General features: G+C 63.4%; 23 protein-coding genes. 8 read left to right on the forward strand and 15 right to left on the reverse strand.

What is annotated here, in order from left to right; all coding sequences use genetic code 11:
• Complete coding sequence (locus RBA40_RS16365) at positions 1–270, reverse strand: MoaD/ThiS family protein (RefSeq protein WP_099873616.1); 270 nt, start codon at positions 268–270, stop codon at positions 1–3.
• Between the two features lie 120 nt (positions 271–390).
• Here RBA40_RS16365 and RBA40_RS16370 point away from each other — a divergent pair, with 120 nt between their 5' ends.
• The 3 genes from RBA40_RS16370 to RBA40_RS16380 all read left to right on the forward strand — a co-directional run bounded on the left by RBA40_RS16370 (position 391) and on the right by RBA40_RS16380 (position 2,165).
• Complete coding sequence (locus RBA40_RS16370) at positions 391–702, forward strand: hypothetical protein (protein ID WP_306648865.1); 312 nt, start codon at positions 391–393, stop codon at positions 700–702.
• 162 nt (positions 703–864) lie between these two features.
• On the forward strand, positions 865–1,356 hold the full coding sequence (locus RBA40_RS16375) for a hypothetical protein (protein WP_306648866.1): 492 nt from the start codon (positions 865–867) through the stop codon (positions 1,354–1,356).
• Positions 1,353–2,165, forward strand: a complete 813-nt coding sequence (locus tag RBA40_RS16380; RefSeq protein ID WP_306648867.1) for an ATP-grasp domain-containing protein — start codon at positions 1,353–1,355, stop codon at positions 2,163–2,165. Before RBA40_RS16375 ends, RBA40_RS16380 begins: the two co-directional genes overlap by 4 nt.
• Here RBA40_RS16380 and RBA40_RS16385 read toward each other — a convergent pair.
• The 5 genes from RBA40_RS16385 to RBA40_RS16405 all read right to left on the reverse strand — a co-directional run bounded on the left by RBA40_RS16385 (position 2,134) and on the right by RBA40_RS16405 (position 8,103).
• Entirely contained in the window at positions 2,134–2,499 is a 366-nt protein-coding gene (locus RBA40_RS16385; RefSeq protein ID WP_306648868.1) for a hypothetical protein, read from the reverse strand. The two genes, RBA40_RS16380 and RBA40_RS16385, sit on opposite strands and share 32 nt — an antisense overlap.
• Positions 2,500–2,635: 136 nt before the next feature.
• Positions 2,636–4,666 carry a glycoside hydrolase family 9 protein gene (locus tag RBA40_RS16390; RefSeq protein ID WP_306648869.1) on the reverse strand — a complete coding sequence of 677 codons (2,031 nt, stop codon included), beginning with the start codon at positions 4,664–4,666 and terminating at the stop codon, positions 2,636–2,638.
• A 587-nt stretch (positions 4,667–5,253) separates the two neighbouring features.
• Positions 5,254–5,706 carry a hypothetical protein gene (locus RBA40_RS16395; protein WP_306648870.1) on the reverse strand — a complete coding sequence of 151 codons (453 nt, stop codon included), beginning with the start codon at positions 5,704–5,706 and terminating at the stop codon, positions 5,254–5,256.
• A 193-nt stretch (positions 5,707–5,899) separates the two neighbouring features.
• Complete coding sequence (locus RBA40_RS16400) at positions 5,900–7,075, reverse strand: zinc-dependent alcohol dehydrogenase (RefSeq protein WP_306648871.1); 1,176 nt, start codon at positions 7,073–7,075, stop codon at positions 5,900–5,902.
• A complete protein-coding gene (locus RBA40_RS16405; protein WP_306648872.1) occupies positions 7,072–8,103 on the reverse strand; it encodes an SRPBCC family protein in 1,032 nt (343 codons plus the stop codon). The genes RBA40_RS16400 and RBA40_RS16405 overlap by 4 nt, the downstream gene beginning before the upstream one ends.
• 653 nt (positions 8,104–8,756) lie before the next feature.
• On the opposite strand from RBA40_RS16405, the gene RBA40_RS16410 reads away from it, so the two are divergent.
• From RBA40_RS16410 to prsR, 5 genes are all read left to right on the forward strand, one after another.
• Positions 8,757–10,049, forward strand: a complete 1,293-nt coding sequence (locus tag RBA40_RS16410) for a nucleotide sugar dehydrogenase (protein WP_306648873.1) — start codon at positions 8,757–8,759, stop codon at positions 10,047–10,049.
• 42 nt (positions 10,050–10,091) lie between these two features.
• Entirely contained in the window at positions 10,092–11,153 is a 1,062-nt protein-coding gene (locus RBA40_RS16415; protein ID WP_374710505.1) for an SDR family oxidoreductase, read from the forward strand.
• A gap of 68 nt (positions 11,154–11,221) precedes the next feature.
• On the forward strand, positions 11,222–12,628 hold the full coding sequence (locus tag RBA40_RS16420; RefSeq protein WP_099873608.1) for a TIGR03013 family XrtA/PEP-CTERM system glycosyltransferase: 1,407 nt from the start codon (positions 11,222–11,224) through the stop codon (positions 12,626–12,628).
• Between the two features lie 82 nt (positions 12,629–12,710).
• Positions 12,711–14,786 (forward strand): XrtA/PEP-CTERM system histidine kinase PrsK, encoded by a 2,076-nt coding sequence (gene prsK, locus RBA40_RS16425; RefSeq protein WP_306648875.1) that lies wholly within the window; start codon positions 12,711–12,713, stop codon positions 14,784–14,786.
• 16 nt (positions 14,787–14,802) lie between these two features.
• Positions 14,803–16,173, forward strand: coding sequence for a PEP-CTERM-box response regulator transcription factor (gene prsR, locus RBA40_RS16430; RefSeq protein WP_306648876.1), 1,371 nt, complete (start codon positions 14,803–14,805; stop codon positions 16,171–16,173).
• Positions 16,174–16,198: 25 nt separating this feature from the next.
• Here the strand turns inward: prsR and RBA40_RS16435 are convergent, their stop codons facing one another.
• The 9 genes from RBA40_RS16435 to RBA40_RS16475 all read right to left on the reverse strand — a co-directional run bounded on the left by RBA40_RS16435 (position 16,199) and on the right by RBA40_RS16475 (position 23,877).
• Positions 16,199–16,558 (reverse strand): hypothetical protein, encoded by a 360-nt coding sequence (locus tag RBA40_RS16435; protein WP_306648877.1) that lies wholly within the window; start codon positions 16,556–16,558, stop codon positions 16,199–16,201.
• A gap of 103 nt (positions 16,559–16,661) precedes the next feature.
• Positions 16,662–17,357 carry a tetratricopeptide repeat protein gene (locus tag RBA40_RS16440; protein WP_306648878.1) on the reverse strand — a complete coding sequence of 232 codons (696 nt, stop codon included), beginning with the start codon at positions 17,355–17,357 and terminating at the stop codon, positions 16,662–16,664.
• A 127-nt stretch (positions 17,358–17,484) separates the two neighbouring features.
• A complete protein-coding gene (locus RBA40_RS16445; RefSeq protein ID WP_306648879.1) occupies positions 17,485–18,699 on the reverse strand; it encodes a VanZ family protein in 1,215 nt (404 codons plus the stop codon).
• Between the two features lie 54 nt (positions 18,700–18,753).
• Positions 18,754–19,380 (reverse strand): tetratricopeptide repeat protein, encoded by a 627-nt coding sequence (locus RBA40_RS16450; protein ID WP_306648880.1) that lies wholly within the window; start codon positions 19,378–19,380, stop codon positions 18,754–18,756.
• A 41-nt stretch (positions 19,381–19,421) separates the two neighbouring features.
• A complete protein-coding gene (locus tag RBA40_RS16455) occupies positions 19,422–20,279 on the reverse strand; it encodes a hydrolase 1, exosortase A system-associated (protein WP_306648881.1) in 858 nt (285 codons plus the stop codon).
• On the reverse strand, positions 20,266–21,141 hold the full coding sequence (locus RBA40_RS16460) for a hydrolase 2, exosortase A system-associated (protein ID WP_306648882.1): 876 nt from the start codon (positions 21,139–21,141) through the stop codon (positions 20,266–20,268). Before RBA40_RS16460 ends, RBA40_RS16455 begins: the two co-directional genes overlap by 14 nt.
• Entirely contained in the window at positions 21,141–21,386 is a 246-nt protein-coding gene (locus tag RBA40_RS16465; protein WP_306648883.1) for an acyl carrier protein, read from the reverse strand. The genes RBA40_RS16460 and RBA40_RS16465 overlap by 1 nt, the downstream gene beginning before the upstream one ends.
• Before the next feature lie 119 nt (positions 21,387–21,505).
• Complete coding sequence (locus tag RBA40_RS16470) at positions 21,506–22,552, reverse strand: polysaccharide deacetylase family protein (protein ID WP_306648884.1); 1,047 nt, start codon at positions 22,550–22,552, stop codon at positions 21,506–21,508.
• Positions 22,549–23,877: a putative O-glycosylation ligase, exosortase A system-associated gene (locus RBA40_RS16475; RefSeq protein ID WP_306648885.1), complete on the reverse strand. Its 1,329-nt coding sequence runs from the start codon at positions 23,875–23,877 to the stop codon at positions 22,549–22,551. Before RBA40_RS16475 ends, RBA40_RS16470 begins: the two co-directional genes overlap by 4 nt.
• Positions 23,878–23,924 lie beyond the last annotated feature (47 nt).

Raw genomic sequence — 23,924 nt, forward strand, 5'->3', positions numbered from 1 at the left:
TCAGCCTCCGGAAAGTGCTTGCAGGATGTAAACGGTACTGTCAGGTGTGAGAGGGTCGTCGAGCCGGATGCGTTCTTCGCTGCGGCGCCCATCGATGAAGACGACGACGTTCTCGCGCAGATGGCCTTGATCGTCGAGAACATAGCCACGCAGCAAAGGATTGGCCGCGAAGGCTGTGTCCAGCCCGCCGCGCAGGGTGGCCGCAGTGGTGTCGACCTGCGGCACGGCGGTGAACCGGGCAAGCTGCTGGGTGAAAATGAGACGCGCCATGGCATCCAATCACAGGTGTGACGACGATGGGGGAATCGAAGCGGCTTAATTTTATCGCGGATCGGCGCGCCTGTCGCGTGTGGGCCTAGAATGAAGCAAGTCAACTCTCTGGAGCCGGACATGCCGATCAAACCTCAAGAACTTGCCGCACTGATGCTGGAAGTCGAGCATGAAGATCCCATCGATTTTGCCGACCTGCCCTTCGGCGAGGCCGAGCTGCGCGAGCTGGTGGCGGCGCACCTGTGCGAGATGGCCGCGGCGATGGAAAATTTCAGCACCGAAGACCGGCTGATGACCCTGCTGGCGGTGTCGGCCAAGCTGGTGCTGGAAAACCTGGTGCTGCATCTTCAGTTGCTGCGCCAGCATGGCTTGCCGGTGAGCGACAGTGTCGAGGAGTTGCTGAGCCGGCTGCGCAAGCCGGATGGGGGTTGATCAAACGTCTCGGGGGGAATTCGCAGCTCGGACTTGACGTGGCAAGGCACCTGTATTGGTGTGGCTATGCGCCGACCTGTGCGGAGGCGACGGTTCTCGGTTGAGCGCATTTGGGTTATGTTGCCGATGTTAAAATCGACTGGTTCCTCTTAGAAAGTTCGTATGCCGTCGATCCAAGCCCTCCTGTTTGTCTCCGCCGCGCTGTTCGGCGCCAATGCACTGGCGGCCGACAAAGCGAAACCCGGCTTCGTGCCTGACGCGGCGGTCCAGCGCGCCGCCACGGCGTACGCTGCGCAAGCGGTGGCGACGGCACGCGACCAGTTCGGCATCAAGCTCGACGGCACCGATGCCAGCATGGTCCAGCTCGAAGCCGTGCTGGCGCGCGCACACACCTCGTACGCCGCCAAATCGCCACGCCCGTCGGAAGAGCAGGTCATGGCGGTGGCGCGGATGTATGGCAGTTACCTGGGCGAAGTAGTTCGCGTCAAACATGGGGGCACGTGGGGCATGGCCACCTTGGAAGGACAGACGCTGCCGGGGATGCGGACCACATCGGGGGCCAATTTCTGGCCATGGACGCATGTGTCGCAGCGCATCAGCAAGGGTGCAGGCAATAACGTCGCAGACTATTACAAGGTACTGCTGACCAAATGAGCGACGTCCGCCCTGCCCCATCGACGCAACTGCTGTTCCCCTGCGATCCCCTGAACAGGCGCGTAGCCGACGAGGCGTACGCCGAAGAATTCGACGCCGCACGCGCGGCTGGTTTCGCCTGCTCGCTGTTCTCCTTCGAAGACTTCGAGGCGGGGCAATTCAAGACGCAGCCGGCCCTTTGCGGCGGCGTCAAAGTGCTGTACCGTGGCTGGATGCTAACACCGGATAGCTACGCGCGGCTGCACGACGCCACCGCAGAGCATGGCTGCGCGATGGCAACCAGTCCGACCCAGTACCGCCATTGTCATTACCTTCCCGAATGGTATGCACTGTGCAAAGAATTTACGCCAGAAACGGTGATTGTCGCGCGCGACGCGGACTTTGCCGCTGCGGTGGACGGCAGGAACTGGCCCGCCTATTTCGTCAAGGACTACGTCAAATCGCTGACCACCCAGCGCGGCTCGGTTGCGGCAACACCGCAGGAAATTGCGGACGTGGTCGGCTTGATCGAAACATACCGGGGTGCGGTTGAAGGCGGCGTTTGCATCCGCAAGTTTGAGCAGCTGCAAGCCGACAGCGAAGAGCGCTATTTCGTACTGCACGGCCAGGCACATGGCCGCGATGGCAGCGCACCTGAGCTCGTGCACGAGATCGCACGACGCATCGAGAGTCCGTTTTTCTCGGTTGATGTCGTCGCATCAAGTCGAGGCGAACTGCGCCTTATCGAGCTGGGCGATGGCCAGGTATCGGACCGCAAACAGTGGCCGGTCGGGCGGTTCATGGCGATGCTGGACGGCACGCAAGGCTGAAGCGGCGCTTGCCGCTAAGGGTATCTCCAGTGGAAATCACTGGCGGGGCGCGGTAGAGCTTGAGGAACTTGAACATCTTCGGCCATTCCTCGCGTGGACAAAACGCAATCGCCACTTCGCGATTGTCGAGCGCGGACTCGGTCAGCACGATGTGGTCGGCCACCTGCTTCGCATTCTCGAATTCCCTGGCGTTGACGATGCAGACCGCCTTGAAGAACGGCCCCGCCAGCCACGCCTGAACTTCGGGTGTGTCCTTGAATTTCAAATAGGCGGCGAGGGACGCGTGAGCGACAGCCACCATCGCAAAACCGAGCGGTACATCATCGCGCACCAAGATATACATTTTCATCGTTACGACCACACTCACACAGGGATTGGACAGACATGGCTCCCCCAGTGTAATGCACGACACCCAGCGTGCGTCGTATCTATGCGGCCGTCCCGCTGATGCGTGCTGTGTGATGGGACGGCTACGACACGAAACGTGACAGCAGGCGGATATACGCGCTCTGGTAGCCGTTCGCGTTTTCCGTCACCGACCACGAGTTCAGCGGCCACGAATCGTTGAAGTCGAGATAGGACTTCTGCGGCGGCTGCCCGAACGGCGGCGCGGGAACCGCCGTGCCGCAGCCCGGATGCAGGCCGGGACAGCCATTTTCCCAGTTGTAGCTCGGATACGGGCCGCCCACCAGAAACCCCGGCGGCGGGCCGAAGGTCGAGTCCTTGACGCTATCCCATTTGGCGGAACCATGCGCGAACCAGGTGTGATAAAACTGGTCGACCGAATTTTCGGCGCCGAGCGTGCCCATATTCGACAGATAGACCTTGCCGAGCGGATTAACCCCGTGCAGGTAGTGAATATAGTGCGACGCGGCGTTCATGTTGGCCGCGGCCGGGCGCGTGCCCAGGCCGTAATGGGCCAGCGCGGCAAACATCGTGCCCTCGTGCGACTTGATGGCATTGCTGCCCCAGGTGTACACCTGCAGATGGGCCAGGTAGGGGTCGGTCTTGCCGCTCATCGCGGTCCAATGGTCGGTGCCATTCATGCCGGTGGCAAAGGCCGTGCGGATGGCGGCAGCCGTCGCCGGCGTTGCCGTGGACAGGCTGGCGTAATGCAGCAGCGCTTGCTGGAGTGCGCCTTCAAACGGCGAGGCATAGTTGTACCAGACAAACAGATGCGCGTTCCGGTATTGCGCGTTGAAAAAGTTGTTGTAGACGGCTTTGCCGGTCAGTTGATACAGATAAACGGCGGCGGCCAGCTTGTGGCCGAGGCGCCCGTAATCGTCGGTTTCTTGCTGGCCGGCACCCAGCCCTTGGGAGTTATACTCGGCGTCATTATTCTTGAACAGCACGTTGGGATTGGCGACAGCCCAGTTCCAAGCGCGCTCGGCGCGCGCCTTCAACCCCGCACCGTAACTGGACAGGCCGGCACGCGCGCCGAACACTTTGGCGCCTAGCGCAAAGGCACCGGCCGCCGCCAGCGTGGCGGACGTATTGGGCGGACCGTACAGCGTCCGGCCAGTGGCCGCCGACGGCGGGCTGGCGTGGGCCAGGCCGGCGATCGATAGCATCGCACCGCTCGCTTCCTGCATCTTGATGAGCCAATCCATGCCCCACTTGATTTCGTCGAGCAGATCGGGGTGCTGGTTCCCCGATTCGGGAATGTTGTAATCCTTGCCCCAGATGCCGGGATTGTCGGCAAACGCGTGCAGCAGGTCGATCAGGTAGCCGGCGTGCCAGCGCGTGTACTTGTTGTAATCGCCCGCGTCGTACCAGCCGCCCGAGACATCGCGCTCGGTCGAGGCATCGCCAGGAGCGCTGAACAGGCGCGCATGCTTGTCCTGCAAGGGTCCCAGGTGCGAAGCGGCATCGGCCCAGCCGGCGCCGGCCAGCGCCGCGGTCTTGGCGATGCCGGCGCGCTGGTAATAGAAGTAGCGCACCGCGGCGCGCAGCACCGGTTTGTAGACGTCGGCGGCGATCCTGAAGGCCGGCGAGGTCACGTTGCCCTGGGTGTCGCGGATGAAATACTGGCCAGGAGCGGTCACCGTGCTGAAATCGACGTGCCAGGCTTGGTCGCCCGACGTGGCATCGGTCGCGCCGCCGTTCCAGGCGAGCGGTGCGCCGCTGAACACAACCACGTTGGTGACGGCGTTGACCACCTCGTACACGGCGCCGGGAGCAAAGCTGTCGGCCGCGTCGAACCCGGTCTGCGGATTGCGCACCACCGCGATCTTGTCGTGGGCCGGCAGGTAGCCGAACTGGTCCACGACGATGGCCGGTCCCAGCGTCATGGTCGACGCCGGTAAGGACTTCGCCAGTGCCCTCGACCCGGCCTGCGACCCGGACGATGCCGGTGGAATTGGCGGTGGCGGTGCCGCGGCGGACACCGGCGCGGAAGATGGCGCCGAGCCGCCACCGCACCCGATCAGGCCCATGGGGATCAGGGCGCCCGTCGCCAGCAGGAATTTGCGTCGTTTGTTTGTCGTATCACCGGTGTTCATCGTGTCTCCTTAATGGTTTTCCTGGGACCGCGACAGCGCGCGATCCTCGCATTCAGATGAAGAAGCTCGGCAGACGGACAGGCCAACGCGCGCAGCATTCGCCAGACTGTCTCCTGTGGGAATTCGTCGTTCGCGGCCCTGTCGCGGACGCGCGACTTTTGTATTTATGGAAATATTTTGGCTGGCGTTTTTGGCGCCGTCAATGCGGATAGGGATTGTTGCCGAAGTTTAGCGGGGAGCACTAAACAGCCTGCTGGCGCGCGCGGGGCTGGAGGGGGGAATGCGTTGCCACCACGTCGGCCATCGTACGGCGACGCCGGCGGTGTCCGATCCGGACGCTGGCGACGCGACAGCCGGGCGCGAACATCGCATTGCATGCAGCTCAATGCTGATGAACGATGTGGCGGACATGCAGCAATGAACGGACCTACTGGAATAGCACCAAGCGCTTCACCGCTTTGCTGAGTGCTACGATAACCGCTGTGCTGATTGCTACTGCAACTGCCGTACTGATTGGTGCCGCAACTGCTGTGCTGATTGGTGCTGCAACCGCCGTGCCGCTTGCTGCGGTTGCAGCCCCCTGCCGCTTACTGCGTGATGTGCATGTCGAAACGGGCGCCATTGGAAAACACGCAGGTGCCGGAACCCATTTCAGCGCGGGTCATGACGTAATCGCAGCGCGTGTAGCCGCCGCGATTGCCGGACGCGTTGGCCACGCCTTTGGTCGCGCCCGGATCGCGTGTCGCTTCGCCGGAGAATGCCTCGCCACCGACCGCGAACGAGAATTCGCCATGGCCGCGTTCAGGATTGCTGATCGTGCCGGAAATGCGGCCCAGGCGCGATGCCTCGTCGTTGGCGGGATACAGACGCGCCGTATAGACCGGGCGCACGGCCGGTACCGGCACGATGGCCACGCCGCCGTTGTTGTTATGGTAGTTGCCGTTGCCGCGCGGCGGATATTGATCGATCGGAACGACGTAGCATGCCGACAGCAGGCTCGATACCGCTACCAACGCCAGAATATGTTTTGTCTTGACCATGTTACCAATCTCCTGAGTAAAAAACGCACTGCCACCCGCCTCTGCAGCGTCATCCACTCTGGCTGACGCACTGCAAGTTCGGCTTGGTCGCAGTATAGGTACCCAGGTTTCAAAAAAGTAAACGCCTCAGCCGGTAGCGAAATGTGATACCAGCCGTGGACAAACATGACACCGCCACCCGCTTGAGCGTGCCTCAGTGACTCGGATGCATGACGACCTTGATGCAGCGGTCCTGCTTGTGCTTGAACATCGCGTAACCCTGTGGCGCATCGTCCAGATCGAGGTGATGCGTGATGATGCAGGCCGGGTCGAGCTCGCCGTTGACCACCCTCTCGAGCAAGGGTTGCATATAGCGCTGCACATGGCACTGCCCGGCGCGGATCGTCAGCCCCCGGTTCATCACCGCCCCGAAGGGAATCTTGTCGCTGAAGCCGCCATACACGCCCGGCACCGACACCACCCCGGCGTTGCGGCAACTGAGCAGCGCCTCGCGCAAGGCCGTGGGCCGGTCCGATTCGAGCCGCATCGCCTGCTTGACCCGGTCGTACACATAGCCGACGCCGGCGCCATGCGCTTCCATGCCCACGGCATCGATGCAGGCATCCGGGCCACGCCCGGCCGTCATGTCGCGCAGGGCGTCGACGATATTGACCTCGTCGAAATTGAGCGTCTCGGCATGCGAGACGGTGCGCGCCATGTCGAGCCGGTCCGGGTAATGGTCGATCGCGATGACGCGCTCGGCCCCGAGCAAGTAAGCGCTCTGGATCGCGAATTGCCCGACCGGCCCGCAGCCCCACACCGCCACCACCGCGCCGGGCACGATGTCGCAGGCTTCGGCCGCCATGTAGCCGGTAGGCAGGACGTCGGACAGGAACAGCACCTTGTCGTCGGGCAGTTCCCTGGGCACGACCAGCGGCCCCACGTCGGCAAAGGGCACGCGCGCGTACTCGGCTTGCCCGCCGGCGTAGCCGCCCGTCAGGTGTGAGTAGCCGAAGATGCCGGCCGTCGTGTGGCCCCACATCTTTTCGGCCAGCCAGGCGTTCGGATTGGAGTTCTCGCACACCGAGAACAGTTTCTGTTCGCAGAAAAAGCACTGGCCGCAGGCGATCGGAAACGGCACCACGACGCGGTCACCCACCTTCAGGCGCTTGACACTGGAGCCGATCTCGACAATTTCGCCCATGAATTCATGACCGAGAATGTCGCCCTGCATCATGCCCGGCACCACGCCGTTGTACAGATGCAGGTCGGAGCCGCAGATGGCGGTGGACGTGATTCTGACGATCGCGTCCCCCGGATTGAGGATGCCCGGGTCGGGCACCTGTTCGACGCGCACATCGCGCACGCCGTGCCAGCAGGTCGCTTTCATTGGTCGCCTCCTTTGCGAAACAGGGTGGACACGAGGCTGCGTGCGCCGGCCGGCTGGCCGCGGGTGGTGGGAATTTCGCCAGTCTCGATCAGTTGCTTGAAGCGCCGCAGGTCGTCGCGCACCTGGATCATGGGTTCCTCGCCGAACAGCCTGGCCACCGCCACGCCGGCGCGCCCGGCCGGCGGGTGGTAGCTCATCTGCACCTGCAGCACCGTGGCGCGGCCCCCGTTGGCGGGGATGAAACGCACGCTGCCGGCGTTGTCGACATCGGCCCCCGGCACCGAACGCCAGCGCAGCAACTGGTCCGGCTGGTCGTCGGTGATCTCGGCATCCCACTCGATCTTGCGTCCGCCCGGCCCCCTGGCGCACCAGTGCGAACGCCGCTCGTCGATGACGGTGACCGATTCGAGGTGCTGCATGAAGCCCGGCAGGCGCGCCAGGTCGCGCCAGAAGCGGTAGCACTCCGCGGGAGGACGGTTGATGCAGACCGCGTGCTGCACCCGCTGCCCGCCCTGCGGCCCTTTCAGCGCCCCATGGGACGGCGTGATGCGCGGCGGATTGCCGGCGCGCAGGTCCAGCGCCCCGACCGAGGCCAGCGCCAGCGCCGTCGACGCCAGCCGGCGCCGGTTGGCATAAGGGTGGATCGCGGCAACGCCGACAATGCCCAGGTCCATGGCGTCGCCCATCACGCGCGACCAGCGCCATAGCTGGTCGTGGGGCCGGTTCAGCAAGCCCACGCCGCTGACCAGTTCGCGCATGCCGACCACGCGCATGACACGCGGCCAGTCGGGCATGCCGGCCGCGCGCGCCATGAAGCGCGGCGCCATCAGCCCGGCCAGCCCGAGGCCGATGCTGAGCCACCCCAGCGCAATGCCGAGCCGCGCTTCGCGCGCGGCGCGCGGCGGGCCGGTCAAGCGCGCCAGCTCCCCGCCGTCGGGGGCGGTCTCGTCGATGCCGGGGGCGGCGCCCGGGTATTGCCAAGAACCGGGACGCGCCTGGCGCCGGCTGGTGTCGCTGCTCGTTTCCATGACGTCTCCTGTGCGGATGGCCGGCGCCGCTGGTGGCACGCCCGGTGGACATGAAAATTAGGCCGCGGCGGGCGCCGGATGTTCCCGCAGGAGAGTCATGTTCAAGTTCCCGGCGACGCACTTTGAGCGCGCGCAAACTAACGTTGAATAGCTTGCATTCACGCCAAAAAAATCCGTCGGGGCAAAAACGCAACAGTTACTAATAATACTTATTTAGGCCGATGTCACCTCATTACAATAGGGATTCAGGCCCGTCTTATGCGGCCTTTTCCGGAACGCGGCGCGGCCTCGGCCGCAGCGTCCGGACGCGTCCGGGTGCGCCGCTCCCGCGAAATGCCAGCCCTGTCATGAGCAGATAAAAATAACAACACAAATTTCTTATAAAGTTAGTTAAGTTGTAACGAACTTTGCTATTTCGCAAGGAAATAGTGTATATTCCCAAACATATGGTTCCGATCATTATTTGTGGTCGGCGACTTGTGCCGCGCGCACTCCTTGCCGGCCCCGGAATCGCGCGTTGCCTTCGCGCGGCGCCCGGGACACGCCGCGGCAGGCAGGCGAGGCGAGCCGGCGGCCGAGGGTTTCAAGCGAATTATGCTGGTGTAATTCAGTTGCTATAATAACAAAATACGTTTTAAACAGGGAATCCGAAGATGGAAGCAGCAGCAAAAGTAGTGGCCGTCGTTGGCCTGGGTTATGTCGGCCTGCCATTGGCTGTCGAATTCGGCAAGAAGCGCACGACGATCGGTTTCGATCTGTCGACCAGCAAGATCGACAGCTATCGGCGCTTCATCGACCCTACGGGTGAACTGAACAGTGAACAGTTGCGCGCCGCGCAGCACCTGACCGTCAGCGCCGATCCTGCCGCCATTGCCGGCGCCGATTACATCGTGGTGGCGGTGCCGACCCCGGTCGATATCGCCCACAATCCCGACTTCACGCCGCTGGCCGGCGCCACCAAAACGGTCGGCCTGCATATGAAGAAGGGCGCGATCGTCATTTTCGAGTCCACCGTGTACCCGGGCGCGACCGAGGAAGTGTGCATTCCCATTCTCGAACAGCATTCGGGCCTGAAGTGGAAGCAAGACTTCCACGTCGGCTTTTCCCCTGAGCGCATCAATCCGGGCGACAAGGAACATACCCTGACCACCATCCTCAAGGTGGTCTCGGGCGACGACGAGGCCACCCTCGATGAAGTGGCCAAGCTGTACGAATCGATCATCACCGCCGGCGTCTACCGCGCCTCGTCGGTCAAGGTGGCGGAAGCGGCGAAGGTCATCGAGAACACCCAGCGCGACTTGAATATCGCGCTGATGAACGAACTTGCCATCATTTTCGATAAAATTGGCATCGATACGCTCGAAGTCCTGAAGGCGGCCGGCACCAAATGGAACTTCCTGCCGTTCCGCCCGGGCCTGGTGGGCGGGCATTGCATCGGCGTCGATCCGTATTACCTGACGCACAAGGCCGAAATGATCGGCTACCACCCGCAGGTGATCCTGGCGGGGCGCCGCATCAACGATGGCATGGCCAAGTTCGTGGCTGAAAAGACGGTCAAGTCGATGATCGCGGCCGGTTTTAACGTCAAGGGCGCCAAGGTCAATGTGATCGGCCTGACGTTCAAGGAAAACTGCCCGGATCTGCGCAATTCCAAGGTGGCCGATATCATCGCCGAACTGCAAACCTACGGCGTGCAGGTGCACGTGCACGATCCGGTGGCCGATGCCGCCGAAGCCATGCACGAGTACGGCGTGGAACTGGAAAGCTGGGAACGCCTGCCGCAGGCCGACGCCATCATCGCGGCCGTCTCGCACCAGGAGTTGCTGGCGCGTCCGCTGTCCGACCTGCAGGCCAAACTGAACAAGGGCGGTTGCTTCATGGATGTCAAATCGCTGTTCGACCAGGACGCCTTGCGCGCCGCCGGTTTTTCCGTATGGCGCCTGTAGGGGTGCCTGGGGAGCGCCCGGTGGCGCTTCCTCGTATGCAGCATGAATAAGAAACTGGAGTCTGCCGTGGGTAAATTTATCGAGGTTCAACAGCACTTGCGCGCGCACCGCAGCCACTGGCTGGTTACGGGCGCGGCCGGTTTCATCGGGTCGAACCTGGTCGAAGCGCTGCTGCGTCTGGGCCAGAAAGTCACCGGACTTGACAACTTCGCCACGGGCCACCAGCACAACCTGGACCAGGTGCGCGAACTGGTCGGCAGCGCGGCCTGGAGCAACTTCACCTTCATTCGCGGCGACATCCGCGTGCCCGCCGATTGCGCCAACGCCGTGGCCGGCGCCGACTATGTGCTGCACGAAGCGGCGCTCGGCTCGGTATCGCGCTCGATGGAAGACCCGATCACCACCAACGACACCAATGTCACCGGTTTCCTGAACATGCTGGTGGCCGCGCGCGACGCCAAGGTCAAGCGCTTCGTGTACGCCGCTTCCAGCTCGACCTACGGCGACCATCCGGCCCTGCCCAAGGTCGAGGATGAGATCGGCAGCCCGCTGTCGCCCTACGCCATCACCAAGTATGTCAACGAACTGTACGCCGACGTGTTCGGGCGCTGCTACGGCACCCAGACCATCGGCCTGCGCTATTTCAATGTGTTCGGCCCGCGCCAGGACCCGGATGGCGCCTACGCCGCCGTGATCCCGCAATGGATTGCCGCGCTGATCAAGAACAAGCCGCTGTTCATCAATGGCGACGGCGAAACCAGCCGCGACTTCTGCTACATCGACAATGTGGTGCAGGCCAATCTGCTGGCGGCCCTGGCCGACGACCTTGACGCGAGCAACCAGGTCTACAACGTCGCCCTCAACGAGCGCACCAGCCTGAATCAGCTGCACGCGATGATGTGCGAATTGCTGGCAGAACAGTTTCCTCACGTGCGAGACCATCAGCCGCAGTACGCGCCTTTCCGCGCCGGCGATGTGCGCCATTCGCAGGCCGATATTTCCAAAGCGATCAAGTTGCTCGGTTTTGCCCCCACCCACCGGATCGGCGAGGGCATGCGGCAAGCCATGGCATGGTACATCCGGAATTTGACTTATAACAACTAAAAGCGCTGCGGCAGGGCGCCATCCGCGCCCGCCATGCAACGCCACTTTTCCTGTCCAGGGGTGGAAAAATGCTTCGGATTTCTAATCACTATGTATCGCGCGTCGTGTTCGTGCTGCTGTTCGTCGAGGTGCTGATCCTGATCGGCTCGGCGTACGCGGGCGCGGCGCTGCGCGTCTATGAAGATGGCAAGACCACGCTGCCGCCGGGGCTGGACAATTTCCTGGTGTCGGCGATCGCCTACGCCATCGCCATCGTGTTCAGCATGAGCGCGCTCGGCATGTACCAGCTCAACCTGACCGAAGGCTTGCGCAATCCCTTCTTCCAGAAGCTGCTGCCCTCGTTCGCGATGGGCTTTTGCATCCTGACACTGCTGTTCTACGTGGCGCCGAACCTGTATTTCGGGCGCGGCATCATGCTGCTGGTGTTCATGATCGGAGCCGGCGGCATCTTTGTGGCGCGCACGATTTTCCTCAAGACGTCCGAAGCGCGCAAGTTCGAGTCGCGCATCCTGTTCGTCGGCGGCGGCGCCCTGGCCAACGAATGCCGTGAACTGGCCAACCGCGACCAGGTGTACCACCGCTACGAGATCGCCGGCTTCATCGCCATGCCGTCCGAAGAATCGCGCGTGCCGGCCTCGACCCTGCTGGAAGTGCGTGGCGGCGAATCGCTGCTGACCCTGGCGCGCCGTCATGACGTCGAGGAAATCGTGGTGTCGGTGGAAAACCGCCGCGGCGGCGCCTTTCCAATCAAGGAACTGCTCGAGTGCAAACTGTACGGCGTGAAAGTGATCGACGCCGCCACCTTTTTCGAGCGCGAAACGAGCCAGATCCGGGTCGATTCGCTGCAGCCGAGCTGGCTGGTCTTCGGCGGCGGTTTCGACCAGAGCTTCATCCGCATTTTCGTCAAGCGCACGTTCGACCTGGTGGTCAGCGGCACCTTGCTGGTGGTTTCCCTGCCGGTGATGTTCCTGACCGCGCTGGCGATTTTCATCGAAGACCGGGCCCCGATCTTTTACCAGCAGGAACGGGTCGGCACCAATGGCGAAACCTTCAAGGTGCTCAAGTTCCGCAGCATGTACAACGATGCCGAAAAGGGCGGCAAGCCGCAGTGGGCGGCCCAGAACGATCCGCGCGTCACGCGCGTAGGTAACTTCATCCGCAAATGCCGTATCGACGAGTTGCCGCAGATCCTCAATGTGTTCAAGGGCGAGATGAGCTTCGTCGGTCCGCGCCCCGAGCGGCCGTACTTCGTCGAGCAGCTGACCGAGCAGGTTCCTTACTACAATGTACGCCACAGCATCAAGCCCGGCATCACCGGCTGGGCCCAGGTGCGCTACGGTTATGGCGCATCTGTCGATGACGCGGTGCAAAAGCTCCAGTATGATCTGTATTATGTGAAAAACAACAGCCTGTTCCTCGACCTGCTGATCCTGATCGATACCCTCAAGGTCGTCATGGGCAGTCACGGGCGTTGACCGCGGCCTGCACCTTGCGGCGGGCGGCTGCGCCGGCCTCGTCCGGCAATTCGATCCACACCGGAAAGACGACGGGACCGGAATGCTGACCAACATCGCTACCTTTAGCTATTCCATTGCCGCGCTCGCGTTTGCGCTGCTCGGCGCCGTGCTGCTCACGCGCTGGCGCAGCCGCCAGCATGCGTCGGTGCTGGCCAGCGCCTGCGCCCTGACGGTGCTGTGGGGCGCTGCGCTGGCGGCCCAGGCCTGGGGCGCCCTGCCCCAGAACTGGGCCGGCGAACTGCTGGAAGTGGCGCGCAACGGCGCCTGGACCGTGGTGCTGCTGTCGCTGCTGGGCCACTTCGAGGGCACCAGCTGGCGCCAGCTGCGCCGCACCCCGGCCCTGCCGGCGGTCGCGGCACTGTACGTGCTGGTGCTGGGCGACAAAGTCTTGTCCGAATTCTTTCCCGCCGTCCTGGGCCAGCAGAGCGGTATCCTGGGCGTCATGGCGCGCATTGGCATGGCCGTGCTCGGCATGCTGCTGGTCGAACAGTTGTACCGCAACAAGCCGGTGCAGGAACGCTGGGCCATCAAGTTCGCCTGCCTCGGCATCGGCGGCATCTTCGTCTACGATTTCTATCTGTACAGTAACGCCTTGCTGATGCGCCAGGTCAATCCCGAGATCTGGTCCGCGCGCGGCGTGGTCAATGCCCTGACCGCACCCCTCATCGCGGTCTCGGTGGCGCGCAGCGCGTCGTGGTCGACCCATATTGCCGTCTCGCGCCGCCTGCTGTTCCATTCGGCCGCCCTGTTCGGCTCGGCCGCGTACCTGCTGGCCATGGGCGCTGCCGGTTATTATTTGCGCTACTTCGGCGGCCAGTGGGGCTCGCTGATGCAGATGGCCTTCCTGTTCGGCGCGCTGGTGCTGCTGGCCGGCATTTTGTTCTCGGGCACCTTCCGCTCCTGGCTGAAAGTGTTCATCAGCAAGCATTTCTACAGCTACAACTACGACTACCGCGAAGAATGGCTGCGCTTTACCCGCACCTTGTCCGAAGCCGGTCCCAACCTGGGCGAACGCACCCTGCAAGCGGTGGGCGAACTGGTGGAAAGTTCCGGCGGCATGCTGTGGATCCGGCGCGAAGCGGGCCAGTGCGAACCGGTGGCCAGCTGGCATTTGCCCGCCAGCGCGCCCTCGGAGCCGGACGACTCGGCCTTTTGCCGCTTTCTGGAATCGCGCCAGTGGGTGGTCGACCTGCAGGAATTTGCCAAAGACCCCGACAAGTACGAGGGCCTGGTGCTGCCCGAGTGGCTGAACAAATTTCCGCGCGGCTGGCTGGTGGTGCCGCTGATGCTGCAGGGCCGCCTGTTCGGCTTCATGCTGCTGTTGCAGCCACGCAGCGCCATCACCCTGAACTGGGAAGTGATCGACCTGCTCAAGATTGCCGGCAGCCAGGCCGCCAGCTACCTGGCCCAGCACGAAGCGGCCAGCGCCCTGATGCTGGCGCGCCAGTTCGAGTCCTTCAACCGCATGTCGACCTTTGTCGTGCACGACCTGAAGAACCTGGTGTCGCAGCTGGGCTTGCTCATTCCCAATGCCGAAAAGCACAAGGACAACCCGGAGTTCCAGCGCGACATGCTCGAAACGGTGACCTTGTCGGTGCAAAAGATGCGCCTGATGCTGCAAAAGCTCAGCCGCAGCGCCTCGCAGGAGCGCCCTGCTCCGCTGTCCATCGAAAAACTGCTGGTCCAGGCGGTGGCCAGCAAGGCCGCCTTCGAGCCGCGTCCGCTGCTCACGGTCGCCGAGCCGCGCCTGCGCGTGGTGGCCGACTGGGAGCGGCTGGAACGGGTGGTGGGCCACCTGATCCAGAACGCGATCGAAGCCACGCCCAAGGAAGGCCAGGTGGCAATCACGCTCAGCCGCGCGGACGATTCGGTTATCATCGAGATCCGCGACACCGGCGAAGGCATGAGCGAAGAATTCATCCGCGAGCGCCTGTACAAGCCGTTTGAATCGACCAAATCGGCCGGCATGGGCATCGGCGCCTTCGAGAGCCGCGAATACATCCATGAGCTCGGCGGCAGCCTGACTGTCAGCAGCACGCCGCCGGAAGGCACCACATTCAGAATCACCCTGCCGCTATGCCAGCAGGACACTCAAACTGTCGATAAAGCCGCATGACGGCCAGAGGATCGCTGTGACCCAGAACAAAATGAAGATGCTCATCATCGAAGACGACCCCGGCCTGCAAAAGCAGCTGCGCTGGTGCTTCGATGCCTACGAGGTGGTGGTGGCGGGCGACCGCGACGCCGCGCTGGCCCAGGTGCGGCGCCACGAGCCTGCGGTGGTGACCATGGACCTGGGCTTGCCGCCCGATCCGGACGGCGCCACCGAAGGCCTGGCCACGTTGCGCCAAATCCTGGCGCTGGCGCCCGACACCAAGGTCATCGTCCTGACCGGGAACCAGAACCATGCGCACGCGGTCGAAGCGATTGGCCTGGGCGCGTACGACTTCCACCAGAAGCCGTTCGACCCCGAGATGCTGGGGCTGGTGGTGCAGCGCGCCTTCTATCTGCACGCGCTGCAGCAGGAAAACCGCCGCATGCGCCAGTCGCAGGCCGATTCGCCGCTGAGCGGCGTGATCAGCCGCGATGCCGGCATGCAGCGCGTATGCCGCAATATCGAGAAAGTGGCGCCGACGTCGGCATCGGTAATGGTGCTGGGCGAAAGCGGCACCGGCAAGGAAGTGCTGGCGCGCGCGCTGCACCAGTTGAGTCCGCGCGCCAACCAGCGCTTCATGGCGATCAACTGCGCGGCGATTCCCGAGAATCTGCTCGAGAGCGAGCTGTTCGGCTACGAAAAAGGCGCGTTCACGGGCGCGGTCAAGCAAACCAAGGGCAAGGTCGAACTGGCGCACGGCGGCACCTTCTTCCTCGACGAAGTGGGCGATCTGCCGATGTCGCTGCAAGCGAAGTTGCTGCGCTTCTTGCAGGAACGCGTGATCGAGCGCGTCGGCGGGCATGAGGAAATCGCGGTCGATGTGCGCATCGTGTGCGCGACGCACCAGAATCTCAAGGCCTTGTCGGCCAGCGGGCGTTTCCGCGAGGATTTGTACTACCGCCTGTCGGAAATCGTGGTCACCATTCCGCCGCTGCGCGACCGGGTGGGCGACGCGGCGCTGCTGGCGCACCACTTCAAGAACAAGTTCTGCGCGCAGGAATCGCGGCCGACCTTGCATTTCAGCCAGGAAGCCATCGGCGTGATCGAAAGCTACCCGTGGCCGGGCAATGTGCGCGAGATGGAAAACTGCATCAAGCGCGCCATCATCATGGCCGACGGGCCGCAGATTACGGCGGACGATCTGGGATTGTCGGCCTCGGCCGAGCCGGAGCAGCCGATCAACCTGCGCCAGGTGCGCGACGAAGCCGAGTATGCGGCTATTGTCAAAGCGCTGGCGCGGGTCGATGGCAACATTGTGCGGGCGGCAGAATTGCTGGGGATCAGCCGGCCGACCTTGTACGACCTGATGAGCCGGCACGCGATCAAATCGGCGGCGGCGGGCGCGTAAGCGGGCTCACCCGGGCAGGCGGTTCTTATTCAACAAGGCCGGCAGGCACATCAGGAAAATCCGCAGACCGAAGTGCCGCGGTGATTTTTCCGCTGGCACGCAAGAATACCGCCGCGCTCCACACGCCGCCAGCCTCGCTCACGGAAAACCCGGAAATATACTGATCGCGCGTAGCGCTATCCACATCGAAGGCGACGTCGCTGATGTCGCGGAGGATGATTGATGCGGCGACCGGCCCTGGATAACTTGGGAAGCCGGTCAGATTGGCGTAAATATCGGCGATCTTGAACTCCAGCGTGCCGGCCGCGATGTCCCAGACAATGGCGTCAACCCGTGCGTCGTGCAAGTCGCCCAGGCGGGCCAATGTCGCTTGAAAGGTGTCCATCACGCCAATGAAAAGTATCGAACAGCCGGATTAACGCCCATCGGGTACGGATCGGGCGCGATCGCCTGATGAATGGCGACCGGCCCTTTGGCACTGGAAGAAATCAGGAAGGCGTGGAACTGCGCTCCTCGAATTTGTGAATATAGCGTTGCGCAACGGTTGAACCCGCCTCCAGCGCATCGCGCATGATACTGAGGCCTCTGACCGGGTCTTTTTCCACGCCCAAGCCATCGTAAAACGCCGCGCCAAGGTAGAAGATGGCGTCGGTATTACTCTGCTCGGCAGCCTTCAGGAACCAGGCGATCGATTGCTTGAAATCCTGCGCCACGCCTTCGCCATTCAGATACAGCACACCCAATTCATACTGGGCCGACGCCAGACCGTCCTGCGCCGCTTTGGAGATCCATTCCAGCGCCTGCGCCATGTCGGGCTGGCAACCGTAGCCCTTCATGTAGTACAAGCCCACGTCAAATTGCGCCCATACGTGGCCAGCCTCGGCGGCAGCCCGCATCAGGGCAAGCGACCGTTCCTGGTCCGGAGTGCAACCCCAGCCATTGTGCAGGAACAGCGCCAGCCCGTACATGCCGTCCACGTTCTTCTGCGAAGCCGCACGCTCCATCCAAGGGAAGGCAGCAGCGGCATCGTCGAAGGATTGATGCAAGGTTTGCGCATATTCGACCTGGGCCGCGGCATTACCGCTCATGGCCGCCAGTTTCAACGGAGCGAGGGCCGCGTCGCGCGCGGGGATCTGCTGCTCATCTCCAATAAACTTTTGCTGCTTATCTTCATTATTCTGCATGCTTTTACTCCTTGAAAACCGTAAGCGAAATATTCTCGTCAGCTGTATGCCAATTCATCGCCACATTATAGGGAGATTAATAGCCGGATTGACATTATTTTTGCGCAGGCGTGCCTGCTGTAATTACTCATCTATTTGTTCGCGGTCCGGTATCCTTTTTCGCAGCCACCTCCACCATGAAATCGGGCCCCGCAAACGTCCACGGGATCACCCATCCGGCACCGGCCAGCAGCACCTGCGTGATATCGCCGAAGCGCCCCGGCAACCCTTGCTGCGACCACTCCAGCCAGAATACCACCGCGCCTATGAGCACCGTGCCGATCACCACCACCGGCTGGCGATGCCCGATCGGCGTCGCCAGGCGCGCCAGATAGGCCATCGCAAAAAACGGCCAGAAGATGTCGAGGATATTCTGCAGCCCCGACAGCGATTGCATCTGCCCTACCAGCGGAATCCAGTTAAAACCATACATCATCCCATCCGGCCCGGGCGCCAGTTCGCTGATGACGAAACCGGCGCCGATCAGCACGATGCCCATCCACGCGGCACGCCGCATCCGGCTGGCCAGCAGCAAAAACATCCACGCCGCGAATGCGCCGGCGACCGCTTCGAGCGACAGCTGGCGCCCTTCGATGATGATCTTGAGCAGGAGCACGCAGGCAACCAGCGAGCCGAACAGCAACAAGGCCGGCTTGCCTTCGCGCGTGAGGGTGCGCGCCAGCAGGCCCAGGCCGGCAAGATAGCAGGCGTAGGTCAGCATCTGCGCCATCTGCATTGCCTGCGGCTGCTGCAGCGAGCGGTACAGCTGCGCCAGCCCGTGGCGCAGCTGCCCCATGTCAAGGGTCGGCACCAGCGGACTGGTTTGCGACAAGACCCACAGTGCCAGCGCCGCCAGTCCCAGGTTGGGCAAGGTGCCGCGCCGCAGCCAGTGCGCGCGCAATGCCACCAGGCGCGGCCCGGCCAGGGTTTCGCCACGCAGCAGGGAAGCGAGCACGCCGCCGGCCATGCTGCCAAGAATATTCAATACCAGGTCGATGCGCGAAGCGTCCCGGCTCGGCAGGAATTGCTGGATCGCTTCCATCGCCAGGCTCAGCACGCCACCGGCCACGGCCGCCGTCACCAGCGCCACGCCGAAGCGCGTGCTGCGCATCAGCCAGGCCACCATGAACAGGCCGAACGGCATGTAGGCCAGCACGTTCTGGACCAGGTCGGCTTTTTCCACGCGCACGTGGCCGCCAAACAGGAAACTGAACAGGGGCGCGCCCGGCTCGCTCCAGCCGGCGAACGGATACAGGCTGCCGTAGACGATCAGGACGACAAAGAGCAGGACCAGGCGGCGCATCGGGTGCGCCTCAGCCCTGGCCGCGCCGTGGGTGGCGCTGCGGCGGCGTGCCCGTCATCGCGCCGGCTCGTCCCACTTGCCCGCGGCGACCAGCTTGTTCTTCAGTCCCGGCAAAGGAAAACCCAGTTCATACGCCTTCTTGGCGTGCAGGCGGGCCTTGTCGTAGTCTTTTTTCCTGAGGAAGGCGAGCCCGGCGTTGTAATTGATGGTCGGGTCTTCCGGCTGCAATTCCACCGCGGCGGTGAACATATTGACCGCTTCGTTGGTTTTGCCGAGCGAGAGCAGATAACTGCCGTAGGTGGCGCGCACGGCGGCGTCATCCGGAGCGAAGCGGATCGCACGGTTGAAATAGCATTCCACCGGCCACTTGGTCGCGGGCACTTTCACCTGCTTGTCGCGCAAGCTGACCATGGCCAGGGTGGCCAGGGCGCGCGCGTGGTTGGGAATCGCGCGCAGGGTGTAGTCGAGGTCGCCGCCGAGATAGCTGGTGTTGCCCTTGATGCCGGCTTCGACTTCGGGCGTGAAGTGGGCGCCCTCGACGATCTCCAGGTTGACCTGGCCGCGCTTGCGGTAGTCGAGCGGGCCGTAGTGATTTTTCAGTTCGCCGCAATAGTTCAGCGCCTGGGCGCCGGTCGAGGTCAGCAGCACGGTGCCGGCTAACAGGTAAGGCAATAGTTTCATCGATATCCTTTGATCTGCCATGAAGACGGCCGGGCGCGCGCTTACCACGAGCGCAGCCAGTCGCCGGTCCAGTTCACCACCTGGTCTTTCCACACGCGGCGCGAAAACGTGTGGTCCGCTTCAGGCAAGGTCTGGCGCGACACGTGCGGCGCGGCCAGCAAGCCTTGCCACTTGTCGGACGCGGCGGCGGTGTCGAGAAATTCCTGCGCGGTCAGGTCGGCGCCGCTGATGATCAACAGCACCTTGCCGCGAAAGCGCGCCAGCCCGGCCTGCATGCGCTCGGGCAGCGATGCCGGCGCGCCAGCGGAAGTGCCGGATGTGCCGCCCTTGCCCTTGCCGAACGCGGCACCGGCGATGCGCACGAACGAGCCGGCCGCGGCAGCCACATTGAATTGGCCGCGCAGGATCTTTTTCCACAGTTCCGGGTCAAACAATCGGGCGCGGTAATAATGCTTGATGGTGGCCTTGGCATGCCCGCCGCTGGTGCGCACCCATGGGTTGAGCAGCACCAGCCCGGTCACGCGGGCATCGTCGGCGGCGTAGAAAATCGCCGCCGAGGCGCCGTCGCACAAGCCCCAGATAACCACTTCCTCAACGCCGGGCAGGGCCTTGAACAGCTTGTCGACGGCTGCGCGCAGGTCCTCGCCGACCACCTCGAAGTCGCGCATGGCGCCGTGGCTGTCGCCCATGCCGCGGTAGTCGAAGCGCAGCGAGGCGATGCCCTGCGCCGCCAGAGCGCGCGCGAGCGTGGTGAACTGGCGATGGCTGCCGACCCGGTACTGTGGGCCGCCGACCACGATCAGCACCGCGCGCCTGGCTATCTGCGCGGGCACGCTGACGATGCCGAACAACGCATCGCCGCCGCAGTCGAAGCTGAGCACGTCTTCACGATAGTCCATGCGGCGCTCCTTGAAACAGGGCCGACGTGGCCGCCAGCAGTTCGGGCGACTCGGCGATTTCCTGGGTCGACCAGAATGGCGTGCAGGTAACTTGCTGCAAGTACAGGTCCACCCCGGCCTCGCGCCAGCCATCGCTCAGGCGCACCACGGCGGGCGTGAGCGGCCGCTCCGGCGCGGCCGAGGTTTCGATCCAGTGCACCGGGCAACCCAGGGGCGCGAGCTTGGCCGCGTCCCGGCTGTCGATGGCGGCGGCCAGCGCCGGAGCGATTTCGTAGCCTGCCACTTCGAGCATCTCGCCGCCCAGCAGCGCGGTGCGCAAGGCGGCCGTGCCGGTGCTTTTATCGGGCTTTTTGGCGTCCGCGCCTTCGGCCAGCATGGCGTTGGCGGTGAGCAGGCGCAAAAACTGGGTCAGGAAGGTGGCGCCGTTTTGCACAGGTTGCCACAGCACCAGTTGCGCCAGCCGGTGGCGCGTGTTCTCGTGCGCATAGTCCAGCGCCAGCAAGGCGCCCAGGCGCAGGCCCCACAGGGTCAGCGGCGCGGACAGGCGCGCCGAGAGCCAGTCGCAGCCGGCGGCCAGGTCGTCTTTCCAGATCTCCCAGCGGGCCTCGGCAAATTCGCCGCTGCTGTCGCCGCAGCCGTACAGGTCGAGCTGCAGCACGCCGTAGCCTTGCGCCGCCAGCGCGCGCGCCTGCAGGGCGGCCATGCGGCGCGCCTTGTTCATTTCGTCGCCGAAAGGATGCACGTACAGGACCGCGCCGTGGCAGCGCGGCCCGGCGGGCGGATGGAACAGGCAGAAACGTTGTCCCAAGTCCGTCTGGAGAAAGAAGGGCTCGGCGCCGGGCGGCTTGGGATGGACAGTCATCAGGCCAGTTTTTGCTGCACGAACGCATTCAGGCTGCCCAGCGTTTCAAAGGTGCTGGCGCTGATTTCATCGTCGTCGATGGTGATGCCGAAATGCTCTTCCAGCGCGGCCATGAGGTTCACCACCGCCATCGAGTCGAGCTCGGGGATGCTGCCCAGCAGGGCGGATTGTTCGTTCAGTTCCTTGCCGGCATCGCCCAGGCTGAGCACGTCGGTGAGGATGGTTTTGATGTCTTCGAGATACATGGAAATCCTAGATAAATGAATGCTGATCGCGTCGCTTGCGCCAATGGCGGGAAAGGTCGCGACATGTTACACGGCGGCCGGATAAACAGTCCAGACCGCCATCGGCGTGCGCGCGCGCCTTACACCGTATCGCCATTGCGCCGCAAATTTTGCATCATGCGCAGCATGAAACGGAACTGGCCGCGGTCCCACGGCGTGAATCTGGGCAGCTGGAACAGGTCGCCGCCCGGCCGCGCCGCGCCCCACGAGGTCGACACCGCCGCGTCGAACCCCAACTCCTTGACGATGGCCACATGCTCGGCCAGGTAATCCTGTCCCGGCTTGCCGTTCGGATAGGCAAACAGCCGCACCGGCGCGCCGATGATCGCTTCCAGCGCGGCCTTGCCGTCGGCAATTTCCTTGCGCGCGCCAGCGGCATCCATGCGCGCGACAATCGGATGGTTCACCGTATGCGCACCGATTTCCATGCCGGCCCGGTGCAGCACGCGCACCTGGTCGGACGTCATCATCAGGTCGTCCGGCAGCGCGACCGGCACCAGCGCGCACAGCGCCGCCACCTGGCGCAGGCGCTCGTCGAGCGGCAGGTACTTGAGCGCGTTCAGCAGGGTCGAAATGGCCGCCTGTCGGCTGGCCACCGTATCGAGCACGAATTCGCCCTGCCCGGCCGCGCGCAGATCGATGCGCTCCGGCGCCCGGCGGATCAGCTCGATCACCGTGTCGTTCCACATGCGCCCGCCGTTGAGGAATCCGCTGGCGATGAAAAACGTCGCATGCACGCCATGGCGCTGCAGGATCGGCAAGGCGATCCCGGCATTGTCGGCATAGCCATCGTCGAAGGTGATGCACGCCGCGCGCGGCGGCAGCTTGCCGGCCTTCAAGCCGCGCACGCCGTCGGCCAGCGAGATGATATTGAAGCACTGTTTCAGCTGGGTCAGCTGCGCATCGAAGCGGCGCGCGTCGACCTCGTCCGGAAAAATCGCATCCTGCTGCGGCAGCACGCGGTGAAAGATCAGGATCGACAGGCGCTGGCGCGCGCTGCCCAAAAAACCCAGGTGGCGCATGGCGTGGCTGGCCATGCCGGCCCAGGCCGGTCCGGCAGGCGCGGGGGCGAAGCGATCGGTGCGCTGGTGCGGCATGGAATGCTCTTTCGTGGTAATCAGGGTCATGGCGCGGCCGCACTGTGCGCCTGGGCGTGGGCCTCGGTCTGCGCGGCCCGGGCGGCATCGCGCGCGGCCACCTTGGCGGCAGCCGCCTCGGCCGCCAGCGTTTTCTCGATAATGTAGCCGGTACTCACCACCGCCGCCATCAGATAGTAGGGCACGTCGTAATACAGCAGGCTGAGGAAGGCGCCGCCCACCCCGAAGCCGAGCAGGCTGACCTGGATCATGCGGGCAAGGTTGCCGGCCCATTTGAAGTCCTCCCTTTTCGCCGATACGCGCACGATCCAGGACGCCTTGCGCCAGGTGAGGAAAGCCAGCAACAAATAGATGCCGAGCCCGATAAAGCCATGCTCGCCCAGCGCCTGGAAATAAATACTGTGCGCGGCGTGCACATCTTCCGGCACCGGCGCGTACAGCTCGAAAGCGGTACGGTTGTAAATCTCGAAGCCGCCGCCGAGCGGACGGTCCTTGGCCATGTTGTATGCCATATACCAGGCATTGATGCGTCCCATGGCCGAACTGTCTTCCTTGTAGGTATTAATGGTCTCCATGCGCGTGGACCATTTATCGGGCATGAAGGCGATGGCGAACGGCACCATCAGCACCATCAAGCCGCCCAGCAACACTTTCTTGGGGCTTTTCAGCCACAGGAAAAACAGCATCGCGGCAATACCCACCAGCGCCCCGCGCGAGTAGGAACCGAGCGCGGCAAACGAACACAGCATGATCGACGCCGCCATGCCCCAGCGGATCCACTTCTTTTCCGCCGACATATACAGGTAGAACATGATCGGAATGATGGTGATGAAGGCCAGCGCGACTTCGTTATTGCCCTCGATATAGCTGCCCTGCGGCCCCCACACGATGCTGCCGCCACCCGTCATCACGGTAAAGATGCCGCCCTTCACCCCGTAATAGCCGAGCGAGCCGACCAGGACCCAGATCAGCAGCTGTACCTGTTTCTGGGTCTTGATGAGCATGATGGTGGCAAAGGTCATCAGCATGATCTTCGAGACGCGGTTGAGCATCACCACCGATTCGTCCGGCCACATCGAAAAAATCGTCGTGATGCCCATCCAGGCACTGAACGCCATCAGGGTGCACACGATCGGCGTCATGGGCAGCTTCTTGGGATCGCGCGTGACCAGCAGGCCGATCAGGGTCACGCCGGCGATGATCGCGGCGAACGGAAACGAATAGGCAAAGCCCCAGCTGAGCCGGTGCGGGTTCATCACGCTGATCCATACCCACATCAGCACGCCGATATACGGGCGCTTCAGGATAAACGGTAGCGAGCCGAAAACAACCAGCGTAATGACTAGGTCTCTCATGGACGATCTGGTTAAGAATTAGGCTAAGGTATCAGGATAAGCGGCCG

Origin of the sequence: Massilia pseudoviolaceinigra (assembly GCF_030846505.1) — a bacterium.
Lineage (GTDB): Bacteria > Pseudomonadota > Gammaproteobacteria > Burkholderiales > Burkholderiaceae_D > Telluria_A > Telluria_A violaceinigra.